Consider the following 12,600-nt stretch of genomic DNA (forward strand, 5'->3'; position numbering starts at 1 on the left):
TGAAAGGCGACTTATAGCGGGCTGACAAAGGTGCTCAGGCTATTCTTGGATTTGAGCTTTTCCTGGAATGCCTGGGCTTCTTTGGTGGTGGCGAATTTGCCCACGCGCACCCGATAGAAGGTGCCCTTGCCCGGGATCGCGGCCGAGACAAGCTGCGGCTCAAGGCCCATGCCTCGCAATCTCTCCATATGCGCTTTTGCGCCATCGAGGTCGGGGTGTGCTGCGACCTGCAAGGTGTAGCGGGCGGGCGCGTCGGCCTTGGGCTTGGCGGCCGCCTTGGGCTTGGCGGCGGGTTGTTTCGCCGGCGCTTCTTGCTTTGCAGCGTCTTCTTTTTTGGCAGGCTTTTCCTCGGCCTTCGGAGCTGCGGCGTTGCGCGTCGAGGAGAGTGAAACCTTGGCCTTGCTCGAAAGTTGGTCGAAGAAGGCGAACGAGCGGGGCTTATCCTCCTCCCTCTCAACGTCGACGTCTTCGTCGATTTCGGCGACCTGGTCGTCGACCGCGACGAGTCCCGCGAGGGTCTCCTTTCGCAGAAGCCGCTCGCCGGTGATCAAGCCCGCGCTAAAGACCAGCGCCAAAAGGAGGGTCCAGCCCAGGAGGCGTTTGAAGGGGCTTGCTGGGATGTCGCTTGGATGCTTTCGACTCATAATATTTCTGCGGAGGTACTTAAAAGAGGTATTTGAAAACAATGAGTGGCGCAAACCTCGCACCTTTGCGGTGGTGCGCCTACATAGAACCTACATGCACCGTGTAGGAAGGCCCAATCTAGCACGGGTCCGGCGGACGACAAGAAAATTTCTGCGCATCGCGTCGCCTGGCTGGGTATCCCCCTGGGAATGCTCATGAATTTAAGGTCAGGCGCGTGGTGAGGCCGCGTAGACGTTATTTCGAGGTGCGACGGCGCTCGTCTAGACCATAGATAACCAGCGGCGGCGCGTCCGCGACGATATCGACCACATCGCCGATCGAGAAGGAGTGGCTGATATGGGGGCCGTCCACAAAAATCCGCCCATCATCCATCTTCGACGTGACCTCAAATCGCTCGCCAAGTGGCCGAATTCCCTTGAGAAAATGGTAGCTCTTGCCGGGCATGGGGTAGGGCTCGCGCACAAGATATTGCAGGCGGCGGCTGTCCAGAGAGAGCACGTAGCCGCCGGCCGAGCGTATCGCGGCGGTCGAGCCGGCCGGGGTCGAGATCCAGATGCCGCTGGATTTTTGCTCCTCGGGCTCATTGCCGTTGATGCGCAGCAAATAGCGCGACACCGCCGCGGGGTTCGAGCAAGTGATCAACACATCGTTGAGCACCGGTACGCTGCTGGTCTTGCCGTTAATGCGCATGCGAAAACGCTGCAATTCAAAGGGCTTCCAGCGCTTTTCGAGCGTGCGCTCGAGCAGCTCGGGGAAGTCGTTGGCGGTGCCCGCGCAAAAATAACCGACGCTGGATTTTGGGTCGGAGTTGATCGCCAGCAAGGGCGTGGTGGTGATGCGGTGGGACACGTCGAGCACGGTGCCATCGCCGCCCGCGCTCACCACCAGATCAAAGCCCTCGGTCGGGCGATCATCGCCGCGCTCGCGCTGCTCGAAGGTCACGCCGAGTTGGGTGAGATGTTCGCAGATCTGCTCAAGGCTCTTCGCATGCGCCTCGTGGGAGCGACGCAGCGAGCGCACGCTGATATCACCGGCCTCCACAAGCGCCGCCACCGACGCGTCCTGCTTCTCCAGGACATAGGTCTCGTAGGCGCTTTTTTTGTGGGTGATGAGAATATGAGGTTTTTTGTCCATGCAAATGTCTCCAGCAAAAAGATCTTAATCACCGCTAAGATGCGTTCAAAAGCTGAGAGTAGTGTTGGGCGTAAAGTTAAAGCATGAACGAAAGGAGCCGCTTTTAAAAGCGGCTCCTAACTCCAACAACGTTCAACCCCGGGGCGTTATTGCATCAGCGTATAGATGCCGTAGACGACTGCGGCGCCGCCGAGCACATAGAGGGAGGGACCAATAAAGTCCTCGGCGTCTGTCTGTTTATTGGTCGCGTAGCCGGGAACCGTATCGAATACGATACCAGCAGCGATAGCCGCCGCGCCGCCGCCCATCCAGATATAGGGCGCCGCCGACTTCTCGGGCGGCTGCGGGATCGGCTTAACGCTTTTGATATTCTCGTCGCCTTTCCCAGCGCCTTCTTGCTCGGAGCCGTTCGGGTCCGTCGCTTCCGAAGCGCTGGCGCATGAGGCTTCCAATTCCGTGCGATAGCGCGTGATCGCCGCCTCGATCTCGGCGACCGACGGCGCCTTCACGGGCTGCGCCTTCAGCGCCTTTTCGTAGGATGATTCGGCGTTCTCACAGTCGCCCATATATTGATAGGCGCGCCCCATATTAACATAAGTGATATTGAGCGCGCCGAGATCGGTCGAAGATCGAAAGAGGCGTACCGCTTTCTCGAAGTCCTTCTCCCTGATCGCCTGGACACCCTGATTATTCAGCTCAAGCTGGGCGCTCGTCGGCTCAATAGGCTCTTGCGACTCCGCCGATTGAGCGTGAGCCGCGGGTATCGCGACCGTCGAGGAGAACGCCAAGGCGATCGTGAGGGCTAGGATATATTTCATTTGGATAACGTCTTCGGGTCAGTATTTAACGAACAGATGCAATATCGCGCGGAGTTTATCCCAATAAACAATGGATAGCGAGCAAGTTATTTGCCTAACATAGCCGTTGGGTCAATGTATACAAAGGCTCACTGCGAAAAATCAACCTGCAGCGCCGTTGGTGAGCAACTCGAGAGCGAACCCGTCGGCCCGCAAGTCCCGTTGATTTGTGTCGGCGAGCTGCCCAATTGTCCGAACGTGTTGTTGCCCCAACACCAGACTTCATTTTTGTCTTGCTCGTTCTTTATGAGCGCGCAGGCGTGCGACCCACCGGCGTCGATGTCAATCACCGTCGCATTCTCATTGGCGCCGAGGGGATTGCCGGCTCGCTGACTCGCCAATGCCGAACCCACCTGGCCGAATGTGTTGTCCCCAAAGCACCACGTGTTTGAACTCGCGCTCTGGTATAGGCAGTTAAAGTTGTCTCCGGCAGCAATATTCGTGCTCAATTTGGCTTTTGCCGGCAGTGATCGAGTCGGTCTTATATAGGTATTGGGATCACTCTCTAATGGGTTAACCTGCCCATGCGTATCCGTTCCCCAGCAATACAGCCACACGCCTTCGGGCTCGTCGTCAATCCAGGCGTCAACCAACGCGCATGTGTGACTGAGCCCCGTGGCAACGTCGAGCACTTCGGGAGCGTCAGTCTGCGACCAGGCGGGATTTGTTGCGCGATCGATCGCGGGAAGGGATTGATTCGACCCGATTTGGCGCTTGCGATTGTCGCCCCAGCAACTCAGGTTATTCGACGCGTCGATTGCACAGACGTGAGTCCCGTGCGTTTCGACTCGTTTGGCGTCGGTGAGCCAGGTGCGCGGTTCCGATTGATAGTCGAGGACCGCCCAATAGCCTGGATACAATTGAGACGCAGCGCAATCAGAATTGGCGCATTGCTCGGCTGTATTGTCACCCCAGCATATCACTCGATTGCTGACGGGCTCGGTAGGGGAATCCCGATGTGCCGTCACTACGCAGGTATGTGCCGCGCCGGTCGCGAGGTCGATGAGTGGCTTTTCATTGATGAGCGACGCCGAATGCTCGACCAATTTTGGCCTGGCGGCGCTCGTGGTGTCGCCGGTGCCCAGTTGCCCGGACGCATTATTTCCCCAGCAATACAGCTTATCTTGGCTGTTTTTGGTCAAGATGGCGCAGGTATGTTTTTGGCCCGCGGAGACCATGCGGGGCTTAAACAGTGGTGCATCAAAAACGACTTTCCGGGGAACGCTCAGGTCGTCGAGTCCGTAACTTCGGCCCAGTTGCTTCTCGGTATTGTCTCCCCAGCATCGAATCGAGTGGTCATCCAACAGCGCACAGGTATGGTTGGCGCCCGCCGATATGGCGACCGGGTACGCGCATTCGCCGTTGAAATTGCACGCCCCTGCACCGCACTGATCCTGGCAACTTGCCGACCCGGTATCGGTGATATCCGCGGATGCATCAGCGTCCTCGCCAACAGTATCCGGGCCAATATCCTCGTTATGAGTGTCGAGGCCGATGTCTTCGGTCGACGCGTCGTTGACGACGTCTTTATCCTCGCCGGCGGGTTCGCTACGGTCGCTGCTCATCGCGTCGATGATCGCGCAGCCTGGCAGCGCGCTGAGCATCAAGACGCCGGCGAGGAGCAGGCTTGGTGAGGTGAAGGACTGCTTGAGATTCGGCAAATATATCATTACTAAACTTCGCTATATTGTGGCGACTCAATGAGCAAGGCGGTGCCCTGATTCGATGAGTGCTGTCGCGGCGTCGAGCGACATATTTGCCTGAGCTCGCTGCTCGAAAAGTTGTGACCCCCCGAAAAGTAAAGAAAATTTCATACGAATACTAGTATGGTGTAAAATTGAGGGGAAGTTGTTTGAAATTGAATTCACTACAAGCTAGATAGGTTCGACACGAGCCTTAAATGTTGCTGGTGCACAACTAAATGGATGCCCGTCTCATGTCTGAAAAAGTCTCCACGGTTCCTTTGCGCATCTGGCATATTAATGGAATACGGGGCATATTTACGCGTTGGCCATAAACAGCCATTCCTTAAAGCCTTGCTGACACGTTTTTCAGGTTATGACTATTGAAACCACAGCACAAACACTCGCTGAGATTCGCCCAGGCAGTGTGATCGACGGGCGCTATACCATCGAGGGCGAGCTCGGAGCGGGCGGTTTCGCGACCGTCTTCTCGGCTTTCGACCGCGAGATTGAGCGACAGGTTGCCATTAAGGTGCTTAACCTGGCGGCGATGGGTGGCGGTCAAAATGTCGACGTGCAGCCATTTCTTGAGCGTTTTCGCCGGGAGGCTCGCCTCGCCGCGCGGATTCGCCACGGTAATGTCGTTGAGATCTATGATTTCGGGGTGCTCGGGACGCGGTCGAACCCCTATATGGTCATGGAGATGTTGGACGGCCATGACCTCCAGGACGAGATCGATAAAGGCGGCGGCATGCCGCCGAGCCGTGCGCTTCCGCTTTTTTGCGGTGCGCTCGACGCCCTTGGAGAGGCGCATCTGCTCGGAATCGTGCACAAGGATTTGAAGCCGGCGAACCTGTTTATCAACCGTCCCGGCACCCGCCACGAGATCTTAAAGGTCGTCGACTTCGGCATCGCTCATATTGGAGAGTCCAGCGAGAGCCGCATGACCCAAACGGGCGCGATGTTTGGCACCCCCCAATATTTACCGCCGGAGTATATCCAGACCCAGGTCGTCACCCCCGGAATGGACGTCTACCAGATGGGCCTCATCCTGGTGGAGTTGTTGACCGGGCGTCCGGTGGTCAACGAGGACAATCCCTGGCAATGCGCCGTCAAGCACGTCACCCGCGAGATCGACATTCCGGTGGAGTTGCTCGACGGCGTCCTCGGCCCGATCTTGCGGCGCGCGCTTGAGTACGAACCCGAGGATCGCTACGCCACCGCCGCCCAATTCGGCGACGCCCTCAGTGAGATCGATCCGGCCCAGGTGGGCGATGTTCGCTCGCCGAATACGCCCTACCGAAAGATCGATAACTCCTCGGGCCAGTTCGTGCCGATCGCGCGTCCGGAGGATATCGTCGCCGCCCAGGACACCGCAGCGATGCTCCAGCCGCCAGTGGCCCAAACGCTTGGGATTAGCGGTGGCCTCGACTCCCTGGGGGCGCCGCGCCCGCCCGCGCATGTCGCCGTGAATGACAATAGCGAAACACTTGTGAGCTGGGAGGACGCGGAGCCAGACCAGGGGTCGAATAAGAAGTTGTGGCTCGTCTTGATCTTGCTGCTTTTCTTGGTGATCGGCGCTGGGGTTTTGGTTGCGCTATTTGGCCCCGGATCGGGCGATGGCGCCACCGACAGCACCGTCGGGGAAGAGAAGCTGATCGCCGAACCGACCGAAGCCAAGGCCACTCCCGAGCCAGGCGAAATTTTGGGCGCGGATGCGCTGAAAGATCCGGTCGCTCAGCCCACAAACATCGGCGAGAAGGACCCGCAACCAGCGGTAGCTGCCGAGCCTTTGGGCGCGGATCATGGCGTCGGCGCAGACACTGCAAAGACTCAGCAAGATGAACCGGCGAAGGTTGTTGAGAAGCCCAAGCCCGCGCCGGCGACGACGAATAAGCCCAGAGATACGAAACAAAACACGGTAAAACCAAAAGACACCCGGCCCAAGACCATCACGAAGGTCGAGCGTCCGCCGGTCAAAACGGTGACACCCAAGCCCAAACCACCGGTCATTAAGGAAGAGCCGCCGAAGAAAAACACTGGCATGCTCTTGGCGCCGGAGCTCGAGCCCTCGATGGACCTCGCTCCCTGAGTTTGCTGGCCAGCAACCTCCCTCCATTTTTCCCGCAGCGCGTTGCGCGCAGGCCTTTTTATGTCGACGACACTCCCCAAACAGGCGCGTCTTGATGACGCGCCGTTTATTCTTCAAGACGGCCTATACGGCCTGATCCAGACCCTTCACGGAGCGATGCGTCGCGCCGCCGACGCCGGCGCGACCGCGCCCGAACTCGACGAACTCTTGTTGATGTCCGGCGTGGCCTTCAAGAGTTATATGCCCGAGTTTGAGGCGGCGGACCCGCACGCGTTTCAGCCCGATCATCTGGGAAAATACGTTTGCAATTGGGGCGCCTTTGAGAGCCTTGGCTATTATTATGGCTGGGACCTCAAGGAGTTTTTAACGCTCAATATTTTGGATTTCTGGAAGCTTCTGCAATTCGAGATCGCCAGCGGCCGCCCGGTCGTCACGCTGGACGCGCGCCCGGGCCTGCCGCCGATGCTCGTGCTCGGCTACGCCTTCGAGAAGGTCGAGGAACCCGGCGAGGACGGCAAGACAAAGCTGAGCGTTCGCAAATCACTTGACGTGCTTCGCGCGGGCGCCACCGAAGTCGAAACCATCGATATGAGTGAGGCCGTCGACTTCCAGCCCGACGAGCCGACGGTGCGCAATTGGATGCTCATCGCGCGTCCCGCGGTTCAGCCCGAATACGCGCCCGACCCGAAATATTTGCGCATACGTGTGCTCCGCTGGGCGGTGTCTCACGCGAAGAATCGGCGTGAGCTGAGCCAGGAATTCTCGCGCCACTACGCCAGCGGCCATCGGGCATTCGACGCATTCTTAGCGCGCCTCGACGCGATCGCGACCGGAGAAAAGCAGCCGGAATCCCTCGGCTCCGAATGGGCTGAATTCGCGCGCGCGCATGTCGCAGAGCTCGCGCGAGCCCGGGCCACGGCCGCGCGCTACTTGCCAAGATGGGCGAAGGACTTCGCCGAAGACTCGGAGTTATTCCCCGAGCCGCAGCCCCAATTTGGCGCGGCGATGCGCGCCTGCGCCGAAGCCTACGGACAGGTCGCCGAAGTGCTGGGTGCATGCAATGGCGAGGATTTTGAGTCGCTTCATCTGGCCTATAAGCAGGCCTATGACGCCGAAATTGCGGCGACTGGCGCCCTCAGCGATGCCCTCTCCTATTTGCCCTCCGGCATCTAAGCCGCGACAAAACTTAGCGAAAAAATTTATTCGCGTTCCTCGCTTTGTTAGTGTGTGAAGGTCATCATTTGGTGCGGAACGCAGGAAATTAATCTTCACAACATAAGGACTTCGTCATGAGAATGAGAGCGAATATCGGAAGATGGTGTGCCGCGGCGGCGCTTGCTGCATTTTGTTTGGCCCCCGGCAGCGCTTTTGCCGAGAGCGAGTGCTCCGTCGACAGCGATTGCGGGGAGAATTTCGTGTGCAATCTCTCGCAGGCGCCATGTGCATCGCCGCCGCCTTGTGACCCGGGTTCGGGCGAGGAATGCCAGGATATGCCGGCTTGTGAGCCGGAGACCTCCGGGCGATGCGAGCCCGCGCCGCCGGAGTCCTGCGAGACCGTGGCGGACTGCGAGGGCGGTCTGGTCTGCGTCACTTACACCTACGAGACTTGCACGGGTTGGGCCGAGCCAGCGTGCGACCCGAGCGGTGAGTCTTGTCCGGAGCCCGGGCCGACGCCCGATCCTGAGTGCACCACCGAAACTGAAGGTTATTGTCTGCCGCCATACCTCGCCCCATGCGAGAGCGCGTCGGATTGCGGCGAGGGCTTTGAGTGTAATGCTCCCGAGATTTGTAGTTGTTCGGGCGGTGGCCCTACCGATCCCGGTGCTCCGGCTGAGGGCGGCGACCGAGAGGGCGGCGAGCAACCGATGCCCCCGCAGGAAGACTGCGCCTGCGAGCCGGGTGACGTGAAATATTGCGAATTGCCCGAGCAGGAGTGCCAGACCGACGCGGACTGCGCCGGCGAGCTTATCTGCGCCGAATTGCCCGGTGGTATGTCGCCTGCGCCCGATGGCACTTGCACGAGCACGCCCGACGGTGAAACGGTTTGTGAAGAATTCGAGAGCCCCGAGCCCCAGGAGTCGGTCAGCTACTGCCTGCCGGCGGACTTCGAGCGTTGGATCGGCTCGGGTATCCCGGGGCACGCGGGCTACGGCTCGGCCGAGGACGACGCCGGAGCGCCCGATGGTGAGGGGCACTCCAATGGAGGAGAGGGCGATCGCGACTTCGTAGCCGCCGACGTCGACCGCGGCGACGCGCCGCAATCGGGCGGTGACGCCGGCCAGGACATGGACGACGGCTGTGGCTGCGCGAGCACTGGAAACTCGCTGCCCGGCTCCTTCGCAGCGCTGTTCTTTGCCCTGATGGGCATGGCCGGATTGCGCCGTCGCTCGAGCAAATAAGCGAGCGCTATTCGCCCGTCATCCGGCGGGCGAATGCGCTAGATAAGACGAAGCCCGGACCGCTTGATTAGCGGCCCGGGCTTCGTTTTTTTTGTGGAGCTTTTAGGCGTCGATTAGCGCGGCGAATTGTGCCCGAAGCGCCGGGTCGTCGCCGGCGCTCTCAAGCGCCTGAGCGATCAATTCGGTGACCTCCGCGCGCGAGATCTTCACTGGCGCGTCGGCGATAAACATCGCGTCATTGCCGCGCGCGTGGCGCAGCGTGCGCGCGGCCATCCATAGCGGGAGGATGCAAAACAGGCGCATCTCAACCTGCTCGGGCGGAATCCCCAGCGTGAACTCGAGGGCGTTAAAAAGACAGTGATGCGCGCGCTCAAATACCGGGGCCACTGTCTGGTGTGCGCTGCTTCGCATCGCCGGGTCCAGCATATCGCGGGGCTCCATCTCCTGGGTGTCCCAGAGGGTCTGGGGGATGAAACACCAGCCGCGCCCGAGGTCTTCGGTCTGATCCTTGAGGATATTGACTAATTGCAATCCCAGGCCGAAATCCTCGGCGTTCGCGCGCATTTGACGGATTCGCGCCTGAGAAATATCGGGCATCTCGGCCAAGAAGAGGCCGGTGAGCATCTGGCCGACGGTCCCGGCGACGAAATAGCAATACCGCTCCAGATCGCTGAGGGTGCGCAGCAGGACCAGCCCGTCCTCGCCGGGCTCGCGCCTGGCGTATAAGCCCATGCCGCGGATCATTTCGCCGGCCCAGGTGACGCATACTTTCTGGTGTTGGGGCGCCAGGGCGCGGAACACGCGCATCACCTGGTCAATATTTCGCGCCAGGCGAAGCTCGCAAGGGCGCCCGCTGAGGCCAGCGGCGAGTTGTATAAACGTATCCGGCGCGGCGCCGTCTTCGAGCACCTCAAGCATCGCCGCGAAGAGCGCGTCGCGCTCCCGGTTGCTCAGCGTCTCATCATCCTCAATGGTGTCGGCAATGCGGCAAATCAGATAGCCACAGGCGGTCGCTGCGCGCAAATTCGGGCTCAGCATCTCGATGGGCTTTGAGAAGGTGCGCGAGACCTCGACCAGGCTGCGCCAACAGAAGGCCCAGGCGCCCAGGTCGGGGCAATGCGCCGCGGGCGCCGGCGGCTCAATGTCGGCGCGGGGCGGGGGGACGTGAACAGATGCGTCTGCAGTCGAGGCTGAGTAACTCATCCTGGCTCGATTCGAATAAGGTAGGTTAACGCATCAAGACGGCTCTATTTCGCCTCAAGGCTTGTCGAGTCTTAAGAACCGCTCTGCGCAGCAAAAACGTAGCTTATGGGCTCGGGGGCGCGCCGTCTATTCTTCAGCCGTTGGAATAAGATGGAGTGAAAGCGTCGCGTATGGCTTCCCCTTGGCATCGAAATGTTTAACCTAGAGATGAGCCCAAGCCCCGGAGGCAGACGATGCGGATCATTCTTGAGCGAGCCTATGACGATTCCAAGCGCGATGGCGTGCGCGTGATGGTCGACCGACTCTGGCCGCGCGGGGTCAGCAAGGAGCGGCTTCACCTCGACGAGTGGGCAAAATCTGTCGCCCCCAGCGAGGATCTGCGCAAGTGGTTCGGCCACGACCCCGAGCGTTGGGAGGAGTTTAAGGCCCGCTATTTCGAGGAACTGGAGCAGAAGAGTGACGCCTGGCAACCGCTGCTCGAGTCAGCCTGGGAGGACACCCTGGTCCTCATCTTCGGCGCGCGCGATCGCGAGCATAATAACGCCGTCGCCTTGCGCGAATTTCTCGAAAATCAGCGCAAAGGTGACGGCTCGAATTAGGCGCCGGGTTTCGCCGGGCGGTCCTGATTATTTGCTCTTGAGCGTCTTCGCGTAGCCCTCATGAAGGTTGATCGCGCGGCTGCGCCATTCCAAAAGGCGTTGGCGTCGCTCGCCCAAATCGTCGCGGGTCGCGGCGAGGTTTTTGGTTTCGAGCGGGTCCTCACTCAGGTTGAAGAATTCGTCGGGTTGGGCGCCAAAATGATAGATATATTTCTCATCGCCGAATATCTCGGCCATGCAGCGGCGCTCGTACCAGCAATTCATAAATAGGCGGCGTTCCCGGTCGACCTCGGCCAGGGGGGTGCCCGGGAATTCACCGGCGACGATCTCAAAGCCGAGGCTCTTTACCGCGCTCGGCAGCAGGTCGAGATGATTGACGTTATACTCCACCGAGCGGGGCGTAGGGTTCTGCGGATCGAAGATCAGCATCGGGATATGCGTGCCTTCCTGATAGGGCACATTATCATGCTGGTAGCGCCCATGCTCGCCAAACGCCTCGCCGTGGTCCCCCACGATCACGAAGATTGTGTCTTCATAAATGCCCAATTCCTTATATTGCGCGAAGATATTCGCGACGAAGCGATCGACATAATGCACCGCATTAAGATAGCGATTGAATAGCTCATCTTCGGAGAAATCGTGGCGGCCGTAGCGGGTGGGCGCCAGATAATCGTGGTGCGCGGTGAGGGTAAAGTAGGTAGTGAAGAATGGTTTGTCTCGATGCTCAAGCAGCCACTCCCGGCTCGGCGCGAGCATGATATTATCCTCGTAGCCAAAATAATTGGCCATCTCCATGCCGGTCGGGTCCATATCATCGCCCGGGCGGAAGTCGTCGAAGCCGAAGTTCGCCACGAGCTGTTTGCGGTTCTCGAATTCCTGAGTCGCCGATTGGAAGAACGCGCTTTGATAACCGTGTTCGCGGAGCAATTGCGGCAGGCATCGCCCGGGGATGCGCCCCGGGAACGCCTCGGTAATCGGCATATGAAAATTTGGCTCAATCCCGCACAAAATCGCGACCAATGCCTTGGAGGAGTGCGGCACCACGGCATACGCGTTCTGCGCAACCGTCGAGCGCGCGGCGAGGTCGGCCATAAAGGGAGTCGTCTTCAGATCGGGCGCGTGGATCGTCGAAGCGCTCGCGCGCACGGACTCCAAGACCAGAAAGACAAGGTTTCGTGGCGCGGTTGTCGCGCCACCTTCGTCGCCCATCGCCGGCTGTATTCGCGCGTTCAGAGTGGTCGGCAAGACCTCGACCGATGAGACCGTAAGGCTCTCCTGGAGTGAGTCGGCAGCCGACAGGGCGACGTTGACCGTCGGCGCGCGCACCAGCGATCCATCGTCCACCGCGATAATGCCCGGCAGCGTGGCCGCGAATAAAAAGGTGAAGCTAGCAAACGCCAGGACCCAACTTCCCCTGGTTTCGCCATGCTCTTGGCCTGGGGCCGGGCCGTTTAAGCGGGATTGGCGGCGATAAATATACCAGGGCGCGACCGCCAGGACGGCGATATAGAGCACCAGGAAATAATAGATATCCGCGGGCACTTCATTGCCAATGACCCGGGCGTTGTCGGCCAGATGCGTCAAGGTGAAGACCATCAAATAGAAATCAATGGTCGTCCCGGTGGACAGATAGAATTGATGGCTCGAAAGCTCGACAGTGACCAGAAAAATCCACACGCATTGCAACCCGACGAGCGCCAGCTTTTGCCCAACGCTGCCGCGCAAAAGCTGAAGCAGGGCCACGCCTCCCATCGCCAGGCCCAGCGACAAGAAGACCACCGACTTCATCATATCGAGCTGACCCCCGAGGCTGCGCGGCACCACCTCGCCGAGCAGGCGCATCAGCGAAAAAGTCACCGCGAGCAGCCCGCCCGGCAGCGCCAGCCCGAGCAGATATCCCCATTCCATGGAGCCGAGTTTTCGAAAGATGCGTCGGAATATCATCAGTTATAAGCTTCGATAGAGGGGACTCGCCGCAATGCTCATGAG

At 59.7% G+C, this 12,600-nt stretch carries 10 protein-coding genes; 4 read left to right on the forward strand and 6 right to left on the reverse strand.

What is annotated here, in order from left to right; translation table 11 throughout:
- Positions 1 to 11: 11 nt before the first annotated feature.
- From DN745_RS03500 to DN745_RS03515, 4 genes are all read right to left on the reverse strand, one after another.
- Positions 12 to 644, reverse strand: a complete 633-nt coding sequence (locus tag DN745_RS03500) for an SPOR domain-containing protein (protein ID WP_133621738.1) — start codon at positions 642 to 644, stop codon at positions 12 to 14.
- 235 nt (positions 645 to 879) lie between these two features.
- A complete protein-coding gene (locus tag DN745_RS03505; RefSeq protein WP_111332232.1) occupies positions 880 to 1,779 on the reverse strand; it encodes an NAD(+)/NADH kinase in 900 nt (299 codons plus the stop codon).
- A 146-nt stretch (positions 1,780 to 1,925) separates the two neighbouring features.
- Entirely contained in the window at positions 1,926 to 2,597 is a 672-nt protein-coding gene (locus tag DN745_RS03510) for a tetratricopeptide repeat protein (protein WP_111332234.1), read from the reverse strand.
- Positions 2,598 to 2,725: 128 nt separating this feature from the next.
- Positions 2,726 to 4,306, reverse strand: a complete 1,581-nt coding sequence (locus tag DN745_RS03515) for an RCC1 domain-containing protein (RefSeq protein WP_111332236.1) — start codon at positions 4,304 to 4,306, stop codon at positions 2,726 to 2,728.
- A gap of 388 nt (positions 4,307 to 4,694) precedes the next feature.
- On the opposite strand from DN745_RS03515, the gene DN745_RS03520 reads away from it, so the two are divergent.
- The 3 genes from DN745_RS03520 (at position 4,695) to DN745_RS19170 (ending at position 8,809) form a co-directional block, all read left to right on the forward strand.
- The gene (locus tag DN745_RS03520; protein ID WP_111332238.1) at positions 4,695 to 6,410 is read left to right on the forward strand and encodes a serine/threonine protein kinase; all 1,716 of its coding nucleotides are present in this window, start codon (positions 4,695 to 4,697) and stop codon (positions 6,408 to 6,410) included.
- 60 nt (positions 6,411 to 6,470) lie between these two features.
- Positions 6,471 to 7,583, forward strand: a complete 1,113-nt coding sequence (locus tag DN745_RS03525; protein WP_111332240.1) for a hypothetical protein — start codon at positions 6,471 to 6,473, stop codon at positions 7,581 to 7,583.
- 116 nt (positions 7,584 to 7,699) lie between these two features.
- The gene (locus tag DN745_RS19170) at positions 7,700 to 8,809 is read left to right on the forward strand and encodes an MYXO-CTERM sorting domain-containing protein (protein ID WP_133621739.1); all 1,110 of its coding nucleotides are present in this window, start codon (positions 7,700 to 7,702) and stop codon (positions 8,807 to 8,809) included.
- Between the two features lie 102 nt (positions 8,810 to 8,911).
- On the opposite strand, the gene DN745_RS03535 is transcribed toward DN745_RS19170, so the two are convergent.
- The gene (locus tag DN745_RS03535; protein ID WP_111332244.1) at positions 8,912 to 10,012 is read right to left on the reverse strand and encodes a squalene/phytoene synthase family protein; all 1,101 of its coding nucleotides are present in this window, start codon (positions 10,010 to 10,012) and stop codon (positions 8,912 to 8,914) included.
- A 233-nt stretch (positions 10,013 to 10,245) separates the two neighbouring features.
- Here DN745_RS03535 and DN745_RS03540 point away from each other — a divergent pair, with 233 nt between their 5' ends.
- Positions 10,246 to 10,611, forward strand: a complete 366-nt coding sequence (locus DN745_RS03540; protein ID WP_111332246.1) for a DUF488 domain-containing protein — start codon at positions 10,246 to 10,248, stop codon at positions 10,609 to 10,611.
- A 27-nt stretch (positions 10,612 to 10,638) separates the two neighbouring features.
- Here the strand turns inward: DN745_RS03540 and DN745_RS03545 are convergent, their stop codons facing one another.
- Positions 10,639 to 12,555 (reverse strand): LTA synthase family protein, encoded by a 1,917-nt coding sequence (locus DN745_RS03545; protein WP_111332248.1) that lies wholly within the window; start codon positions 12,553 to 12,555, stop codon positions 10,639 to 10,641.
- Between the last annotated feature and the right edge of the window lie 45 nt (positions 12,556 to 12,600).

This window comes from Bradymonas sediminis, assembly GCF_003258315.1.
Lineage (GTDB): Bacteria > Myxococcota_A > Bradymonadia > Bradymonadales > Bradymonadaceae > Bradymonas > Bradymonas sediminis.